The organism is Pseudomonas sp. Tav-5-1A (assembly GCF_055755055.1).
This window is the reverse complement of sequence record NZ_CM146901.1, coordinates 1,919,571-1,937,635: the sequence shown is the minus strand read 5'-3', so window position 1 is coordinate 1,937,635 and position 18,065 is coordinate 1,919,571. Positions and strand designations below refer to the sequence as shown.

The window sequence follows — 18,065 nt, the reverse complement described above, 5'->3', positions numbered from 1 at the left end:
GTCTCAACCTTCCTTGCCGGGCTGCGCCGGGGCGCCGGCAGCGGACTGGCCGCTGTCCTTCAACGCCTTGGTGACTTCCGGCGGCATGTATTTCTCGTCGTGCTTGGCCAGGATCTGGTCGGCCACCACCACGCCATTGGCGTCCAGCTTGCCCAGGGCGACGATGCCCTGCCCTTCGCGGAACAGGTCCGGCAGGATGCCGCGGTAGGTGATGGTGACGTGCTTGTTGAAGTCGGTGACCACGAAACGCACGTCCAGCGAGTCGGCCGAACGCACCAGCGAGCCCTTCTCCACCATGCCGCCGGCGCGGATGCGGGTGTCCACCGGCGCCTCGCCGTTGGCGATCTGGGTGGGGGTGTAGAACAGGTTGATGTTCTGTTGCAGCGCGCTCAGGGCCAGGCCCACGGCCACGCCGAGGCCCACCAGCAGGCCGACGATGATCAACAGACGTTTCTTGCGCAGCGGATTCACTTGCCTTTCTCCCGGCGCAAACGGCGCGCCTCTTCCTGCAAATAGCGACGGCGCGCCAGCAGCGGCGCGGCGACGTTGTTGGCCAGCACCACCAGGCAGATGCCGTAGGCCGACCATACATAGGCACCATGATGGCCCATGGCGAGGAAATCGCCGAATGAAGCGAAATTCATACGCGACCCTCCAGCGCCTGCGCCACTTCGGCCTTGGCCCAGCTGCTGCGCGCCTCGCGCTTGAGCACTTCCAGGCGCATGCGCATCAGCAACACGGCGCCGAAGAAGCAGTAGAAGCCCAGTGCCGTGAACAGCAGCGGCAGCCACATTTCCGCGGGCATGGCCGGCTTTTCGGTCAGGCTGAAGGTGGCGCCCTGGTGCAGGGTGCTCCACCACTGCACCGAGTACTTGATGATCGGGATGTTCACCACGCCCACCAGCGCCAGCACCGCGCAGGCCTTGGCGGCGCTGTCGCGGTTAGTGATGGCATGGCCCAGGGCGATCAGCCCGACGTAGAGGAACAGCAGGATCAGCATCGACGTGAGGCGCGCGTCCCACACCCAGAACGTGCCCCAGGTGGGCTTGCCCCAGATGGAGCCGGTGAGCAGCGCCAGGGCGGTCATCCAGGCGCCGATGCGTGCGCCGCACTGCAGGGCGATGTCGGCGATCTTCATCTTCCACACCAGCCCCACCAGGCCGGCGACGGCGATCATCACGTAGCAGGACTGCGCCAGCATGGCCGCCGGCACGTGGATATAGATGATGCGGAAGCTGTTGCCCTGCTGGTAGTCCGGCGGCGCGAAGGCCAGGCCCCAGACTACGCCAATGGCCAGCAGCAACGCCGCGGCGATGCTCAACCACGGCAGCAGGCGCCCGCTGATCCCGTAGAACCATTTGGGCGAGCCGAGTTTGTGAAACCAAGTCCAACTGATCACGCTGCTATTCATCACGGTGCATCCTGAATCTTCGCCAGCCCTCATGGGGGCTGGCATCATTATTCGCCGACGCTGATCTTCAGGCCAGCGGCTATCGCAAAGGGTGTGAGGGTGACAGCGAGGGCTGTCAGGCTACCCAGCCAAAGCAGGTAGCCGGCGGTCGGCATGCCTTGCAGGGCCGCCTGCAGGGCGCCACTGCCGAGAATCAGTACCGGTATGTATAAAGGCAGGATCACCAGCGCCAGCAACAGGCCGCCGCGCTTGAGCCCCACCGTCAGCGCCGCACCCACCGCGCCCAGCAGGCTAAGCACCGGGGTGCCCAGCAGCAGCGAGGCCAGCAGCACCGGCAGGCACGCCACCGGCAGGCCCAGCATCAGCGCCAGCAGGGGTGACAGCAACACCAGCGACAGCCCGGAGAACGCCCAGTGGGCCAGCACCTTGGCCAGCACCAGCAACGGCAGCGGGTGCGGCGACAGCACCCACTGCTCCAGGGAGCCATCTTCGAAATCACTGCGGAACAGGCCATCGAGCGAGAGCAGCACCGACAACAGCGCTGCTACCCAGACTAGCCCCGGTGACAGCGTGCGCAACAATTGCGCCTCCGGGCCTACCGCCAGGGGAAACAGGGCGATCACTATGGCGAAGAATACCAGCGGATTGATCAGTTCGGCAGGCCGGCGCACCAGCAGCCGCGCCTCGCGCTTGAGCAGTTGCAGGAATACGCCGCTCATGCTGCCCACCGCCCCAGGTCCAGTTCGCGGTAGCCGGCCGGCATCACCGTCAGGGTGTGGTGGGTGGTGAGGATGACCATGCCGCCGTTGTCACAGTGGGCGGCCAGGTGCGCCTCCAGTTGGGCCACGCCGTGCTTGTCGAGGGCGGTGAAGGGCTCGTCGAGGATCCACAGCGGCGGCGCCGGCAGGTACAGGCGCGCCAGGGCCACGCGGCGCTGCTGGCCGGCCGACAGGGTGTGGCACGGCACGTCTTCGAAACCGTGCAGGCCCACTGCCGCCAGGGCTTCCCAGATGGCGGCGCGGGAGGCCGGCTGGTGCAGCGCGCACAGCCAGGTGAGGTTTTCCTCGGCGCTGAGCACGTCCTTGATGCCGGCGGCGTGGCCGATCCACAACAGCATGCGCGCCAGCGCCGCGCTTTGCCCGGCCAATGGCTTGCCGCCCAGCAGCACCTGGCCGGCAGTAGGTTGCATCAAACCGGCAAGCAGGCGCAGCAGGCTGGTCTTGCCGCTGCCGTTGGGGCCGCTGACCTGCAGCATGTCGCCGGGGCCGACGGCCAGCTCCAGCTGCTCGAACAGCATCCGCCAGTCACGCTCGCACGCCAGGGCCTGGGCTTGGAGATGAGGAATCAAACGAAGACCTTATCAATCGGATAAAGGGTACAGGCGCCGTTCAAGTGCGCGCCGCCGTTGCCGTTAAACTGGCATCGGCGTACTTTTTGCAAGCGTTCGACGTGCACTGTATACAAGCTTCGAAAAAGTTGGTGCCGCATTATACATATCGCCCCCCACTGCCATCATGGCAATTTCCGCAGGCCAGGCCTCCATGACTGATATCACCAGCCTTCCCACCCAACTGCCGTCGGCCAGCGCGTTGCGCGCCAGCGTCAGCAGCGGCGACGTGCTGAAGCTGCTGACCTCGCTCGACGGCCTGCTGGACGTGGGCGACAGCGCCAGCGGCCAGGTGCTGTCGAGCAAGGGTGGCGCTGGCCAGCCGTTCCAGGTGGTGCTGTCGCTGGTCACTGCCAACGGCGACAAGGCCACGGTGCAGGCTACCAGCCAGCAACCCCTGGCCCAGGGCACCCAAGTGACGGTCACGCAGCTGGCCTCGGGCAATCTGGCGGTCACGGTGCAGCAGGCCAAGGCCAGCAGCGTCAGCACCCTCACCCAGTTGGATACCCAACAATTGCCGGTGGGCACCCTGGTGCAGGGCAAGGTGATGAGCAGCCAGTTCCAGCCGCAGACGGCCAATTACCGCTCGCTGGTGACCCTGCTCAACACCGCCATGGCCGGCAGCACCCTGGAAATCGACAGCCCCGGGCCGCTACGCCTGGGCAGCCTGCTCAGCGCGCAGGTGCAAGGCAGCCAAAGCCTGAGCTTCCTGCCCCTGGGCGGGCGGTTGGAGCAGCTGGCGGTCAGCCAGCAGCTGCAAACCCAGCAAAGCCGCCAAGGCTCACTGGAAGGCCTGCTGGCGGCGCTGCAGAACCTGGGCGACAGCAGCGAGGTGGGTGACGACCTGCGCGCCAGTGCCAGCCGCCTGCTGGCCAGCCTGCCGGACATTCGCCAACTGACCGACGCCCGCGGCGTGGCCCAGGCCCTGAACGCCAGCGGCCTGTTCCTGGAAGCGCAACTGCTGACCCCGCAGAACGGCGCCCAGCCCGACGACCTGAAAAGCAGCCTGCTGCGCCTGGTGGCGCAAATTCTGCCCAACCTGCCGGGCAATGCCCCGTTCAACCCTGCCGACGCCGCCAAGGCGCTGGCCAACGCCCTGCCCGGCTACGTGCGCACTGCGCTGGGCACGCTCGGCCAGATCGGCGACAAGCCCGACGCCAGCAGCTTCCCCCTGCCCGCGCGGCTGCTGGGCGGCGCCGAGGGTGAAAACGACTTGCAGAATTTGCTGCGCCTGGCCTCGGCGGCGGTGTCGCGACTGCAGAGCCACCAGCTGTCGAGCCTGGCCCAGAGTGGCATGAGCGAGGACGGCAAGCTGCTGACCACCTGGCAGTTGGAAATTCCCATGCGCAACCAGCAGGACATCGTGCCCCTGCAGGTGCGCGTGCAGCGTGAGGACGAACCCCAGGAGCAGGCCGCGCAACCCCAGGAGCAGCGAGAAAGCAAAGACCCCTTGTGGCGCGTGGACCTGGCCTTCGACCTGGACCCGCTGGGCCCCTTGCAGATCCAGGCGCAGCTGTTGCGCGGCAGCCTCAGCGGCCAGCTGTGGGCACAGTGGCCTGCCACCGCACGGCTGATCGACAGCGAGTTGGGCAACCTGCGCCAGCAGCTGTTGGCCGCAGGCCTGGCCGTCAGCGACCTGCAATGCCACCAGGGCATGCCGCCCCAGGGCCCGAGCACGCAACTGGAACAACGCTGGGTGGATGAAACCGCATGACTGCCAAAGCCCCCCGTCAGGCCATTGCCCTGACCTACGACGGCCAACAGGCCCCGACCCTCACCGCCAAGGGCGACGATGAACTGGCCGAGGCCATCCTGGCCATCGCCCGGGAATACGAGGTGCCGATCTACGAGAACGCCGAGCTGGTGAAGCTGCTGGCGCGGCTGGAGCTGGGCGACAGCATCCCCGAGGCGCTGTACCGCACCATCGCCGAAATCATCGCCTTCGCCTGGAACTTGAAGGGCAAGTACCCCCAGGGGTTCGACCCCAACCCGGCGCCGGTGGAACGCGACATCACCCCGCCGCGATAACGCTTTCTTGTGGGAGCTGGCTTGCCAGCGAGTTGTGGGGGCCCGAAAAACTCGCTGGCAAGCCAGCTCCCACTCAAGCTCAGACGTTCAACAACCGCTCGCGCAACTTGCCAATCTCGTCGCGCATCTGCGCCGCCGCTTCGAACTCCAGGTCGCGGGCCAACTGGTACATCTTCTCTTCCAGCTGGCGAATACGCTTGTTGATCTCGCTGGGCGAGCGCAACTCGTTTTCGTACTTGGCGTTTTCCTCGGCGGCCTTGGCCATGCCCTTGCGTTTCTTGCTGCGCGAGCCGGGCACGGTGGCGCCTTCCATGATGTCGGCGACGTCCTTGACCACCCCCTGGGGGACAATGCCGTTGGCTTCGTTGAAGGCCACCTGCTTCTCGCGCCGGCGCTCGGTCTCGCCGATGGCGCGCTCCATGGAACCGGTCATGCGGTCGGCGTACAGAATCGCCCGGCCGTTGAGGTTCCGCGCGGCGCGGCCAATGGTCTGGATCAGCGAACGGTCAGAGCGCAGGAAACCTTCCTTGTCGGCGTCGAGAATCGCCACCAGCGACACCTCGGGCATGTCCAGGCCTTCACGCAGCAGGTTGATACCCACCAGCACATCGAAGGTCCCCAGGCGCAGGTCGCGAATGATCTCCACCCGCTCCACGGTGTCGATGTCCGAGTGCAGGTAGCGCACCTTCACATCGTGGTCGGCCAGGTAATCGGTGAGGTCCTCGGCCATGCGCTTGGTCAGCACCGTCACCAGCACCCGCTCCTCGATGGCCACCTGCTTGCGGATCTCCGAGAGCAAATCGTCCACCTGGGTCAGCGCCGGCCGCACTTCCACCAGCGGGTCCACGAGGCCGGTGGGGCGCACCACCTGCTCGATCACCCGGCCGGCGTGCTCTTCTTCATACTTGCCCGGCGTGGCCGAGACGAAGATGGTCTGCGGGCTCACCCCTTCCCACTCGTCGAAGCGCATGGGCCGGTTATCCAGCGCCGACGGCAGGCGGAAGCCATACTCCACCAGGGTTTCCTTGCGCGAACGGTCGCCCTTGTACATCGCGCCCACCTGGGGAACGCTGACGTGGGATTCGTCGATCACCAGCAGCGCATCGGGCGGCAGGTAATCGTACAAAGTGGGCGGCGGCGCGCCCGCCGGGCGGCCCGACAGGTAGCGCGAGTAGTTTTCGATGCCGTTGCAGTAGCCCAGCTCCAGCATCATCTCCAGGTCGAAACGGGTGCGCTGCTCCAGGCGCTGGGCCTCCACCAGCTTGTTGGTGTCGCGCAAATAGTCCAGGCGTTCCTTGAGCTCTTCCTTGATGCCTTCGATGGCCTCGAGCAAGGTCTCGCGCGGGGTCACGTAGTGGCTCTTGGGGTAGAAGGTGAAGCGCGGCAGCTTGCGGATGACCTCGCCGGTAAGCGGGTCGAACGCCGACAGGCTCTCCACCTCGTCGTCGAACAGCTCGATACGGATGGCTTCCAGGTCCGACTCCGCCGGGTACACGTCAATCACGTCGCCGCGCACCCGGAAGGTGGCGCGGGCAAAATCCATCTCGTTGCGGGTGTACTGCAGGTCGGCCAGGCGGCGCAGCAGCGCGCGCTGGTCGAGCTTGTCGCCGCGGTCCACGTGCAGCACCATTTTCAGGTAGGTCTCGGGGCTGCCCAGGCCGTAGATGCACGACACCGTGGTGACGATGATGGCGTCCTTGCGCTCCAGCAGCGCCTTGGTGGCCGACAGGCGCATCTGCTCGATGTGGTCGTTGATCGACGAGTCCTTCTCGATGAAGGTGTCGGACGACGGCACGTAGGCCTCCGGCTGGTAGTAGTCGTAGTAGGAAACGAAATACTCCACGGCGTTGTTGGGGAAGAACGCCTTGAACTCGCCGTACAGCTGCGCCGCCAGGGTCTTGTTCGGCGCCAGCACCAGGGTCGGCCGCTGCACCTGGGAGATCACGTTGGCGATGCTGAAGGTCTTGCCCGAGCCCGTCACGCCGAGCAGGGTCTGGTGCGCAAGGCCGGCTTCGATGCCCTCCACCATCAGGCGGATGGCCTCGGGCTGGTCGCCGGCGGGCTGGAAACGGGTGACGAGCTGGAACTCGGACATGGCGAACCTCTTGGTCATCGGCAGGACGCGCCCTGCAGACGAAAACGATCACGGGCGGCAACCGACGCCTGTATTTATAGACAGTATCTTATACCCCAAGTGGTGTTTTGCGGTGTCAGTTTCAAGATAAGGCCTACAAGGTTATTGGACCGCGCCCACATCGAAATGACTAACGGTGTAAAAAAAAAGCGAAATTGGGCCGGAAAACCTGCATCAAGCTGTCGCAGGTGCAAGCAAGGATCTCTATACTGACTCCCCGTTTGTGCACCGCTCTAGTGCATTTTTGGAGCGGTGTACCCCCCCCATTACCCTCCAATCAGAGCTACGGTAAAAATGAGCCTGTTTTCTGCTGTCGAATTGGCACCCCGCGATCCTATCCTGGGCCTGAACGAAGCGTTCAACGCTGACACCCGCACCGACAAGATCAACTTGGGCGTGGGCGTTTACAGTGATGAACAAGGGCGAATTCCCCTGTTGCGTGCCGTCGTCGAAGCCGAGACCGCACGTGTTGCCCAGCACGCCGCCCGCGGCTACCTGCCGATCGACGGCATCGCCGCCTACGACCAGGCCGTGCAGAAACTGCTGTTCGGCGCCCAGTCGCCACTGTTGGCCGAAGGCCGCGTGGTCACCGTGCAGGCCGTTGGCGGCACCGGCGCACTGAAAATCGGTGCCGACTTCCTCAAGCAGCTCTCGCCCAACGCCGTCGTCGCCATCAGCGACCCAAGCTGGGAAAACCACCGCGCCCTGTTCGAAACCGCCGGCTTCCCGGTGCAGAACTACCGCTACTACGACGCCGCCACCAATGGCGTCAACCGTGCCGGCCTGTTCGAAGATCTGAACGCCCTGCCCAACGGTTCCATCGTCGTGCTGCACGCCTGCTGCCACAACCCGACCGGCGTCGACCTGACCCCCGAAGACTGGAAGCAAGTGCTGGAAACCGTCAAGGCCAAGGGCCATGTGCCGTTCCTGGACATGGCCTACCAGGGCTTTGGCGACGGCATCGACGAAGACGCCGCCGCCGTGCGCCTGTTCGCCGAGTCGGGCCTGACCTTCTTTGTCTCCAGCTCGTTCTCCAAGTCGTTCTCGCTGTACGGCGAACGCGTTGGCGCGCTGTCGATCGTCACCGAGTCCAAGGAAGAAAGCACCCGCGTGCTGTCCCAGGTCAAGCGCGTGATCCGCACCAACTACTCCAACCCGCCCACCCACGGCGCCATGATCGTCGCCACCGTGCTGAACAGCCCTGAGCTGCGCGCCATGTGGGAAGCCGAACTGGCCGAGATGCGCCTGCGCATCCGTGGCATGCGCAACCAGATGGTCGAAGGCCTGGCCGCCGCCGGCGCCAACCGCGACTTCGGTTTCGTCGGCCTGCAGCGCGGCATGTTCTCCTACTCGGGCCTGACCGCCGCCCAGGCCCAGCGCCTGCGCAGCGACTTCGGCATCTACGCCCTGGACACCGGCCGCATCTGCGTGGCAGCCCTGAACCAGAGCAACATCGACCGCGTGATCAAGGCGATCGTTGCCGTGCTGTGATGCCGTTCAGCGGGAGAAGTTAACAAAAGGTGTTGACTTCTCCTTTTGAATCAGTAACATAGGCACCAGATTCCGCGATAGCTCAGTTGGTAGAGCAAATGACTGTTAATCATTGGGTCCCTGGTTCGAGTCCAGGTCGTGGAGCCAAAACATAACAAAGCCCCTCTTTTAGAGGGGCTTTGTCGTTTCTGGGCTTGGTGGAATCAGTCCTCGGGCGCCCCCCCCCCTCCCGATCATCATCAAGACACGCAGCTGGCATGAAGCCTACTTTCAGGTTGCCCTGGCAACCCCGAAGACGTACATTATCTAAAATTTTAGATAATTCGGTGCTAACGCCATGTCCATCCGATATTACGACAGCCCATTCCACGTCACCCACGACGAAGAAACGGCCAGCAAAATGGCCTTGAAAATGGACCTTTCCATTTTCATCACCGACTGCCTCAAGCAAATGAAACTCAACCAAACCGAGGCCGCTGCCCGCCTCGAAGTCACCCAGTCGCGCATTTCGGAACTGGCCAACGGCAAAATAGAGAAATTCACGGTCGACGCGATGATGGACATGCTCGACAAGCTGGGCTTCCGGACCCACTTCACGATGTCGAGCGAGGGCGATCGCCCCCACCCCTGCATTGTCATCTCACAGAACGCGGAGCGCTAAACGCGCTGCTCACGCAGTATGCATAGCAACTCTTTCAAGCGTTCCTGGGCCACAGCCATTGCATGCCGATCCGTCCGGTTCGTGGTCTTGATGAAGGAATGCAGCACAAATAACGTGTCGGCGTACTTCACGATGTAGACACACCGGTAAGCAGGGCTACCGTTGATCACCAGTTCCAATGCCCCAGCACCCACGGATTCAGCCAGTGGCTTACAGACCAACCTTGGCTCATCCGCGTATTGGATACGACGCAAGTCCTTCCCGAATTCATCCTGGATTTCGCCAGGCAGGGCTTTGTATTCGCGTTCGGCTGCTGCGCTGACAAAAGCGAACCGTCTCATGAAAGGCTTCCCCTGAAATGGCGCCCATAGTCGGGGGGAAACGCAGCCTTCGCCAGCCGAAATCCATTACTGTTTGTAATCGCGCCCCGTAGCAGCTGCCGTCAGGCGGCGTCCGGCCACGGCGCGGTGCGGTGCGGTGCGGGTCAGGCAGACGCCGTTCTCATCCGCAGGCACAAGGCCAACCCCAGCACCGGCAGCACCACGTAGCTCACTCCCAGCAGCGTCACCACGTCATTCCCCGCCGCCGACACCAGGCTGTTGACGCCGAACGCCAACCCCATCTGCGAGCAGCAATACAGCGCCCCCGCCGCCCCGCGCCGGGTGGGGAAGCGGTTGATCGCCAGCGCCGAGGCGCACAGGACGATGAAGGAGTAACTGAACGAGATGCCCGCCACGCAGGCCAGGAACACCCACGCTGACATCAGCCCCAGTTGCGCCACGATCAGCAGCGCTGCGCCGCACAGCAGGGTGATGACAAAACCCACCGCCATGGTCGCGTGCATGCCCAGGGTGCGCACCAGCCAGGGGAACGCCAGGCGGCTGATGATCAGGCCGCTGCCCACCAGGGCCGTGGCCCAGCCATAGTCGGTGGCGCTGAAGCCGAAGCGCTGCTGCAGCACGAAGGGGCTGGAGCTGGTGTACAGCACGAAGCAGGTCATGCCGATGCCGGCCATGACCGTGGTGGCCAGGAAGGTCGCGTCGCCCAGCACCACGGCGTAGCTGGCGAACACGCCGGCCACGCTGATGGACGGGTCCTTGTGGGTATTGGTTTCCCGGCTACGGCCGTAGGCCAGGAAAATCACCGCCAGCAACAGGGCCATGACCACGAAGTTGGCCCGCCAGCCGAACCAGGCTTGCACCAGGCTGCCCAGCAAGGGTCCGAGCACGAACGACAGGCCCGTGAACAAGGTGATGTAGGAACTGGCGATGGCATAGCGCGGGCCCTGGACGATGTCCGACAGCACCACCCGCGACAGCGCCAGGCACACCCCGCTGCCAATGCCTTGGACAAAGCGGGCTGCCAGGAACACCGAAGCCTTGGCGGCATACACCGCCCACAGGTTGCCGGCGATGGCCACGGCGATGCCGATGAGGATCACCGGCTTGCGCCCGTATTTGTCGCTCAGCGGCCCGTACACCAGCGCTCCCACGCCAGTGCCGAACAGGAAAATCGAGATCGAGGCCTGCAAGGTGGCACGCGACACCTGCATGACACTCATGATTTCGGGCAGCGACGACAGGTGAATGTCGGTGCCCAGCAAGCCGATGAACAGCAGCACGGTGACCATGGCGACGATTTTCAGCTCGTCGCCGGTGAAACGAATTTGCGTTGATGTGGACACAGCCCATCCTTAATAACGTCCAGGGGTTGCCCTGCAAGCCAGGCCTGCAGGGCGTTGACGGCGGGTCAGCCGCGACCATCCAGGTGGCGTTGCAGCTGCGCCACGATGGCCGCGACGTTGTCCCTGGCCATGATGCTGTGGTGGTCGCCAGGCACCCAGGCCAGGTCCAGTTGCGCGGCCAGCACGCCCCAGCCCAGGTCGGGCTCGGCGAACTGCCGGGCAAAGCCCTGCTCGCCGCAGCACAGCAGCACGGTGCCGGCGTAGGGGGCCGGCTGGTAGCTGCGCAGCGCTTCGTCGTTGGCATCGGTCACCGTCAGCACATGGCGCAGCTGCGCTTCGCTGGAGCCAGCGGGCAGCAGGTCCTGGCCGGTGGCGGCTGCCAGCACCTGCAGCCACTGCACCTGGGCCGGCACGCCTTGCAGGCTGTCCCAGTCGAAGGCCAGCTTGGGCATAAGGATGCCGAGCATCACCGCGTCGTCGCTCAGCCAGTGCCGCTTGGCCATCTGCCCGTACGTGCCGTTGCGGTACAGCGGCTGGGCGCTGGCGTTCTGCGCGCGCGAGTCCAGCAGCGCCAACAGCGCCACGCGTTCACCGCGCGCGGTGAGTTGCTGGGCCATCTCGTAGGCGATGCAGCCGCCCATGGAATGCCCCACCAGGTGATACGGCCCTTCGGCCTGCACCGTCTTGACCAGCGCGATATAGGCCGTGGCCATGGCCTCGATTCGCCGCAGCGGCGTGGCCTCCCCTTGCAGGCCCGCGGCCTGGATGCCATACACCGGCTGGTCGTTGCCCAGCATCCGCGTCAGTTCCAGGTAGTTGGTGGTGTGGCCGCCATAGGGGTGGATGCAGAACAGCGGCGGCAGTTCGCCGCCGGTGTGCATGCCCACCAGTTGCGGGCTGCGTGGCGCCTGCTGGCGCTGCAGCGTCGCCGCCAGCGCCTTGGCCGTGGGATTTTCCAGCAGCGCGGCGGGCGACAGGGCCTGGCCGAAGCGTTGCTGCGCCTGCATGATCACGCTCAGGGCGGACAGCGAACTGCCGCCCAATTCGAAGAAATCGTCGCTGACGCTGATGGCGTCCATGCCCAGCACCTGCTCGAAGATCTCCACCAGCTGCGCTTCGATGGAATTGCCCTGGGCCCGCGGCTCGACCTGCGGCGCCGGCACTTGCCGAGCCGGCGCCGCAGTGTTGCCGGGCCAGAAGCGCTGACGCTCGAAGGGGTAGCCGGGCAACGCCACGCGGCGACGGACCGCGCCCTGGTGCAAGGCCGCCCACTGCGGCGCCACGCCCGCTACCCACAGGCGGCCAAGGCCCATGGCCAGGCTGGCACCATCGGCGCCGCCAGCGCTGCTGGCCAGGGTCGCGCTGGCCACGCGGGCATGGGCGGCCAGGGCGTGCTTGCGGATAATCGAGGTGAAGGTCTGCCCCGGCCCCACTTCCAGGAACAACCCACCGGGCACCTGCAGCAAGCGCTCCAGGCCCTCGGCAAAGCGTACTGCCTGGCGCAGGTGGCGCACCCAGTGCGCCGGGTCGGTGGCTTGCTCGGCAGTCACCCAGTCACCCGTGACGTTGGTGAGGTAAGGCGTGGTCGGCGCGTGCAGCGGCACGGCACTGACCTCGGCCATGAACTGCTCCAGCACCGGGTCGAGCATGGCCGAATGGAAGGCATGGGAGGTGGCCACGCGCTTGCAGCGCAGGCCGGCGGCTGCGACTTGCGCCTGCACCGCATCGATGGCCGCGAGGGGCCCGGCCAGCACGCAGGCGCGCGCAGCGTTGACCACGGCCAGGTCGACGCCGTTGACGGCATACACCTGCAGCTCCTGGGCCGACGCCTCCACGGCGAGCATTGCGCCGCCGGGCAGCGCCTGGATCAATTGGCCACGCCGGGCCACCAGCTGCAACGCATCAGGCAGCGCCATGACCCCGGCCAGGCAGGCGGCCACGTACTCGCCCAGGCTGTGCCCCATCATGGCCGCAGGGCGCACACCCCAGTGTTGCAGCTGCTGCGCCAGCGCGTACTCGACCACGAACAGCGCCGGCTGGGTGATGGCGGTCTGCATCAGTTGCTCGCGCGCCGCGTCCGTGGCCGCCGCTGGCGGGTACAGTACGGTACGAATGTCCAGGCCCATCACCGGCTGCAGCAGCTGTGCGCAGTCATCGATGCAAGCGCGGAACACCGCTTCGCTGTCGTACAGCTCACGGCCCATGTTGACCTGCTGCAAGCCTTGCCCGGGGAACAGGAACGTCACCCCGGCGCCAGGGCCGGCCAGGCCGGTGCTGCTGCGCGCGGCGGGCAGCGCCGTGAGCGCCTCGACGGCAGTGGCAGGGGTGTCGCAGACCACCGCGCGGCGGTGCTGGAAGTGGCTGCGGCCCTGTTGCAGGGTGTAGGCGACATCCGCCAGGTCGACGCCGGGATTGGCCTGCAGGTGGCTGGCCAGCTGCTCGGTCATGCGCGCCAGGGCCGCCTCGGTTTTTGCCGAAAGCGCCAGCACCTGGCAACCGCCCGCTGGCGGCACTACGGCAACCGCCGGGGCCTGCTCCAGGATCATGTGGGCGTTGGTGCCGCCAATGCCGAACGAGCTGACGGCCGCGCGGCGCGGTGTGGCCGTGGCCGGCCAATCGCTGAGCGTGGCGCTGACCCTGAACGGGCTCTGCGCCAGCTCGAGCTTGGGGTTGGGCGCCTGGAAATGCAGGGTGCCGGGAATTTGCCCGTGGTGCAGCGCCAGCGCCGCCTTGATCAGGCCGGTGACGCCCGCCGCAGCATCCAGGTGGCCGACGTTGGCCTTGGCCGAACCCAGCACGCAGAACTGCGTGGCGTCGGTGTGACGACGCCAGGCTTGGCTCAGGGCCTGCACTTCGATCGGGTCGCCCAGGGACGTGGCGGTGCCGTGGGCTTCCACCAGGCCAATGGTGGCCGGGTCGACCTTGGCGCGCTGCAGCGCCTGTTCGATCACGTCGGCCTGGCCGTCCACCGCCGGGGCGGTAAAGCCGACCTTGGCGTTGCCGTCGTTGTTGATGGCCGAGCCCTTGATCACCGCCCACACCTGGTCGCCGTCGGCCACCGCCGCCGAGAGGCGCTTCAACACCACCAGCGCCCCGCCGCTGCCGCGCACGGTGCCCTGGGCCTGGCTGTCGAACGGCCGGCAGCGGCCGTCACCGGACAGAATGTGGCCGTCCTGGTGCAGGTAGCCGGTGCCATGGGGCACCTCGATCGACACCCCGCCAGCCAGGGCAATGTCGCACTCGCCCAGGATCAGCTGCTGGCAGGCCAGGTGCACCGCCACCAACGAGGTGGAGCACGCGGTCTGCACCGTCAGCGCCGGGCCGCGCAGGTTGAGCTTGTAGGCCAGGCGCGTGGAGAGGAAATCCTTTTCATTGAGGATGGTGGTCTGGAACAGCTCGGCGGCACTGCCCGGGTTGGTCTCCAGGTAGTGCAACAGGTAGCCCGAGCGCCCGGTACCGCCATACACGCCAATGCGCCCGCGGTAGTCGGCATTGGCATAACCGGCGTGCTCCAGGGCGTGCCAGCCGGTTTCCAGGAACAGCCGCTGCTGGGGGTCCATCAACAGCGCTTCGCGTGGCGGGTAGCCGAAGAACGCGGCGTCGAACTGCTCGACCTGATCGAGCACGCCCTTGCGCTTCACGTAGCGCGGGTCGGCCAGCAGCGCGGGGTCGACGCCAGCGGCCAGCAGCTGTTCGTCGCTCAGCTCGCCCACCGACTCGACGCCGGCGGCCAGGTTGCACCAGAACGCCTCGACGTTGGCCGCGCCGGGGAAGCGCCCGGCCATGCCGATGATGGCGATATCGGTGTCCACGCCCACGCTGGTCAGGCGCGGCGCCTGGGGTGCGGGGCGGGGGCCTTGGTGGGCGCCGCGCAGGTGTTCGGCCAGGGTACGGATGTTGGCGAAGCGGAACAGGTCCATGGTCGCCACGCGGTAGCCCAGCACCTTCTCCAGCTCGAGCTCTACCCGTACCAGGTCCAGGGAGTTGCCGCCCACCTCGAAGAAGTTGTCGTCGATGCCCACGGCCTCAAGCTTGAGCACCGTGGTCCACGCCCCGGCGATCTGCTGTTCCAGCAGGTCCCGGGGGGCGACCAGGTGGCTGCTGGTCCGCTGCTCGGCCGGGCTAGGCAAGGCGGCGCGGTCGATTTTGCCGTTGGGGGTCAGGGGCCAGGCGTCGAGCAGCATGATCGCCGCTGGCACCATGAAATCCGGCAAGGTACCCTGGGCATGGGCGCGGATGTCGGCGGCGGTCACGGTGGCCGCGTCGGCAATGGCGTAGGCCAGCAGCGACGGCGTGCTGCCACCGGCGATCACCAGTGCTTCGCGCACCCCGGCACAGGCGGCAATCACCGCTTCCACTTCGCCCAGTTCGATGCGGAAACCGCGAATTTTCACCTGGTGATCCAGGCGGCCCAGGTACTCCAGGCTGCCATCGGGCAGGTAGCGGGCCAGGTCGCCGGTCTTGTACAGGCGCGCCTCACCGCCCTCGAACGGGTTGGCGATAAAGCGTTCGGCGGTCAGGTCCGGGCGGTTGAGGTAGCCACGGGCCAGGCCCACGCCGGCGATGTGGATCTCGCCGGCGATGCCCACCGGCACCTGTTGCAGGCGCGAGTCGAGCAGGTACAGCCGGGTGTTGGCCAGCGGCTGGCCGAGGGTGACCCGCGTGGTCTCGGCACCCAGCACGGCCATGGTCGCGCAGACGGTGGCTTCGGTGGGGCCGTAGGCGTTGAGGAAGCGCCGGCCGGGAGCCCAGCGCTTGACGATGTCCAGGCTGCAGGCCTCCCCCGCCGCCGCCACGGTGCGCAGGGTGGGCACCTCTTCGGGTTGCAGCAGCGCCAGCACCGACGGCGGCAGGGTGACCACCGTGACGGCGTGGCGGGCGATGGTGTTGATCAGCGCCGACCCCGGCATGATGTCCGCCTTGGCCGCCAGGCACAGCGCCGCGCCAGCGCACAGGGCGGTGAAGATCTCCGACACCGAGGCATCGAAGCTCACCGAGGCGAACTGCAGCACGCGGCTCTGCTCGCTGATGGCGAAGCCCTCGATCTGGGCATGGACCATGTTCGACAGGCCGTAGTGCTCCAGCATCACCCCCTTGGGCCGGCCGGTGGAGCCGGAGGTGTAGATGATGTACGCAAGGTCGTCGGGCCGCGACACCCGCTCGGGGTTGCTGGCAGGCTCCTGGGCGATGGCCGCGGCGTGGGTATCCACGCACAGCTGTTGCACCTTGGCCGAGGCTGGCTCGGCGCCCGCGCCTGCGCGGGTCAGCAGCAGGCTCAGGCCCGAGTCCTCCTGCATGTAGGCAAGGCGGTCCGCCGGGTAGCCGGGGTCCAGGGGCAGGTAGGCGCCACCGGCCTTGACGATGGCAAGGATACCCACCACCAGCTCGGGGCTGCGCTCCATGCTCACGCCCACCGGCTGCCCTGGCTGCAGGCCATTGCGGCGCAAGTAATGGGCCAGGCGGTTGGCCCGGGCGTTGAGCTCGGCGTAGCTGATGGCCTGGTCTTCATGGAGCAGGGCCACGCGGTCCGGCGTGCGCTGGGCCCAGCCTTCCACCCAGTGGTGCACCGGCTCCTGGGGGAAGCGCGCGTCGGTGGCGTTCCAAGCGGCAAAGTTGGCGCGCTCGCCGTCCGTCAGCATCGGCAGGCGGGCAATGGCCTGGGCCGGCGCCTGCACGGCGCTGGCCAGCAGCGCCTGGTAGTGGGCCACCAGGTAGCCGATGCTGCGGGCGTCCCACAGGTCGGTGTTGTACCAGCACACTGCGCGCAGGCAGCCGTCCACCTCCTCGACCACGAAGTCGAGGTCGAACTTCACCCCATGCTGCTCCAGCGGGTAGGACTCCAGCGCCAGCCCGCTGAGGTCCACCACCGCGCCGCCCAGGCCCATGCGCGCCGCCGCCACGCCGCTCAGGTGCGCCAGGTGGGATTTCTGGTAGGTGAAGGACACCTGGAACACCGGGCTGCGGCTGCTATCGCGGGCCACGTTGAGTTTTTCCACCAGCAGCGGGAACGGGTAGTCCTGGTGCGCCTTGGCGCCCACCAGCACGTTGCGCACATGGCCCAGGAAGTCACTGAACGGCTGCTCGCCGTCCAGCTGCGCCCGCAAGGCGCACGGGCTGGCGAAATAGCCGACCGTACGCCCATGGCCCTCGGGCGGGCGGCCGAAGCGCGGCGAACCGACGACAATGTCATCCTGCCCGGTGTAGCGGTACAGCAGCAGGTAGAAGGCCGCCATCAGCACGGTGTAGAAGGTCACGTCCTGCTCGCGGGCCAGGGCCCGGATCTGCTGGGTGAAGGCCTGGTCGAACTCGAAGGCATGCCCGGCGCCGACGTGGGTCTGCACCCGCGGGCGCGGGCGGTCGGTGGGCAGGTCCAGCACCGGCGGGCGCTGCAGCACCTGCTGCCAGTAGGCCCAATGCTGCTCGCCGGCAGGCGACTCCAGCAGTTGCTGCTGCCAGCCTACATAGGCCTCGAACGGCAGGCCCATGTCCGGCAGCACCGCCGCCTCGCCCAGCAATCGCGCCCGGTACAGCAGGCCCAGCTCTTCCATCAGCACGATCAGCGACCAGGTGTCGGCGGCGATGTGATGGCAGTTCAGGAACAACACCTGCTCATCGGCACTGGTCGAGAACAGCCGGGCGCGAAACACCGGGCCATGCTGCAGGTCGAAGCCCTGTTCGGCCTCTTGGGCCAGGCGTGCGTGCAGCGCCTTGGCGCTCCACTGGCTGGCGTCGTGGTGCTGGAAGTCCACCGCCGCCTGGGCATGAATCATCTGCAGCGGCTCGCCCTGGGGGGCTGCGTAGGTGGTGCGCAACACCGGGTGACGATCGACCAGATCCTGCAGGGCACCGGCGAAGGCCGCAAGGTCCAGGGCACTGCGAATGGTCCAGGCCATGGGCAGGCCGTACTGTGCGCCGTCGGGGTTCAGGCTCCACAAGAACCACATGGCGCGCTGCCCACGGGACAGGGGCGCAGTGGTGATACCAGGGGAAGCAACAACGGGGTGGTCAAGCGAAGAGGTGCCAGGGCGCGAATGCTGCAGAGGGTTGGTCAATCTGGGTTAGCCTAGTGAAGGTCGTTTATTGCCCACGCACTCACCCCCGGCATGGGCGCGCGCTGGGAGGACAGCCACAGGAAAGGGCCAGCCACGGAACGAGGCTCGATGCGGAATACGGGAGAGTCGGGAGTCATCGTGAAACGGGTGGTTCAACGGCGGCTGTGTTTCGGCTGCCCCCCCCGATTGCCGGGGTTATCACGCAAACGAATAGCAA

At 66.5% G+C, this 18,065-nt stretch carries 13 protein-coding genes and 1 tRNA gene; 5 read left to right on the top strand and 9 right to left on the bottom strand.

From position 1 onward, the window contains the following. Window positions 1-3: 3 nt before the first annotated feature. From ccmE to ccmA, 5 genes are read right to left on the bottom strand one after another with little or no spacing between them, the layout of a single operon-like run. Window positions 4-471 carry a cytochrome c maturation protein CcmE gene (gene ccmE, locus AC0J42_RS08785; protein WP_416423171.1) on the bottom strand — a complete coding sequence of 156 codons (468 nt, stop codon included), beginning with the start codon at window positions 469-471 and terminating at the stop codon, window positions 4-6. Continuing rightward, window positions 468-644 (bottom strand): heme exporter protein CcmD, encoded by a 177-nt coding sequence (gene ccmD / locus AC0J42_RS08780; protein ID WP_416423170.1) that lies wholly within the window; start codon window positions 642-644, stop codon window positions 468-470. The genes ccmE and ccmD overlap by 4 nt, the downstream gene beginning before the upstream one ends. Further along, window positions 641-1,399, bottom strand: a complete 759-nt coding sequence (locus AC0J42_RS08775) for a heme ABC transporter permease (protein ID WP_416423169.1) — start codon at window positions 1,397-1,399, stop codon at window positions 641-643. The genes ccmD and AC0J42_RS08775 overlap by 4 nt, the downstream gene beginning before the upstream one ends. 59 nt (window positions 1,400-1,458) lie before the next feature. Then, window positions 1,459-2,130 carry a heme exporter protein CcmB gene (gene ccmB / locus AC0J42_RS08770; RefSeq protein WP_416423168.1) on the bottom strand — a complete coding sequence of 224 codons (672 nt, stop codon included), beginning with the start codon at window positions 2,128-2,130 and terminating at the stop codon, window positions 1,459-1,461. After that, window positions 2,127-2,708 carry a cytochrome c biogenesis heme-transporting ATPase CcmA gene (gene ccmA, locus AC0J42_RS08765; RefSeq protein WP_473006826.1) on the bottom strand — a complete coding sequence of 194 codons (582 nt, stop codon included), beginning with the start codon at window positions 2,706-2,708 and terminating at the stop codon, window positions 2,127-2,129. The genes ccmB and ccmA overlap by 4 nt, the downstream gene beginning before the upstream one ends. Before the next feature lie 244 nt (window positions 2,709-2,952). On the opposite strand from ccmA, the gene fliK reads away from it, so the two are divergent. Together fliK and AC0J42_RS08755 are read left to right on the top strand one after the other, a co-directional pair. After that, a complete protein-coding gene (gene fliK, locus AC0J42_RS08760) occupies window positions 2,953-4,512 on the top strand; it encodes a flagellar hook-length control protein FliK (protein ID WP_473005864.1) in 1,560 nt (519 codons plus the stop codon). Continuing rightward, on the top strand, window positions 4,509-4,826 hold the full coding sequence (locus AC0J42_RS08755) for an EscU/YscU/HrcU family type III secretion system export apparatus switch protein (protein WP_473005863.1): 318 nt from the start codon (window positions 4,509-4,511) through the stop codon (window positions 4,824-4,826). The genes fliK and AC0J42_RS08755 overlap by 4 nt, the downstream gene beginning before the upstream one ends. Before the next feature lie 79 nt (window positions 4,827-4,905). Here the strand turns inward: AC0J42_RS08755 and uvrB are convergent, their stop codons facing one another. Next, window positions 4,906-6,921 (bottom strand): excinuclease ABC subunit UvrB, encoded by a 2,016-nt coding sequence (uvrB, locus tag AC0J42_RS08750; RefSeq protein ID WP_416423164.1) that lies wholly within the window; start codon window positions 6,919-6,921, stop codon window positions 4,906-4,908. A 333-nt stretch (window positions 6,922-7,254) separates the two neighbouring features. On the opposite strand from uvrB, the gene AC0J42_RS08745 reads away from it, so the two are divergent. The 3 genes from AC0J42_RS08745 (at window position 7,255) to AC0J42_RS08735 (ending at window position 9,112) form a co-directional block, all read left to right on the top strand. Further along, a complete protein-coding gene (locus AC0J42_RS08745; protein ID WP_416423163.1) occupies window positions 7,255-8,451 on the top strand; it encodes an amino acid aminotransferase in 1,197 nt (398 codons plus the stop codon). Window positions 8,452-8,522: 71 nt separating this feature from the next. Then, a tRNA-Asn gene (locus AC0J42_RS08740) sits at window positions 8,523-8,598 on the top strand. A 190-nt stretch (window positions 8,599-8,788) separates the two neighbouring features. Then, window positions 8,789-9,112, top strand: a complete 324-nt coding sequence (locus AC0J42_RS08735; RefSeq protein WP_473005861.1) for a helix-turn-helix domain-containing protein — start codon at window positions 8,789-8,791, stop codon at window positions 9,110-9,112. On the opposite strand, the gene AC0J42_RS08730 is transcribed toward AC0J42_RS08735, so the two are convergent. The 3 genes from AC0J42_RS08730 to AC0J42_RS08720 all read right to left on the bottom strand — a co-directional run bounded on the left by AC0J42_RS08730 (window position 9,109) and on the right by AC0J42_RS08720 (window position 17,740). Then, window positions 9,109-9,453 carry a type II toxin-antitoxin system RelE/ParE family toxin gene (locus tag AC0J42_RS08730; protein WP_473005860.1) on the bottom strand — a complete coding sequence of 115 codons (345 nt, stop codon included), beginning with the start codon at window positions 9,451-9,453 and terminating at the stop codon, window positions 9,109-9,111. The two genes, AC0J42_RS08735 and AC0J42_RS08730, sit on opposite strands and share 4 nt — an antisense overlap. 143 nt (window positions 9,454-9,596) lie before the next feature. Beyond that, window positions 9,597-10,796 carry a multidrug effflux MFS transporter gene (locus AC0J42_RS08725; protein ID WP_473005858.1) on the bottom strand — a complete coding sequence of 400 codons (1,200 nt, stop codon included), beginning with the start codon at window positions 10,794-10,796 and terminating at the stop codon, window positions 9,597-9,599. A gap of 65 nt (window positions 10,797-10,861) precedes the next feature. Next, window positions 10,862-17,740: a hybrid non-ribosomal peptide synthetase/type I polyketide synthase gene (locus tag AC0J42_RS08720; RefSeq protein ID WP_473005857.1), complete on the bottom strand. Its 6,879-nt coding sequence runs from the start codon at window positions 17,738-17,740 to the stop codon at window positions 10,862-10,864. Window positions 17,741-18,065 lie beyond the last annotated feature (325 nt).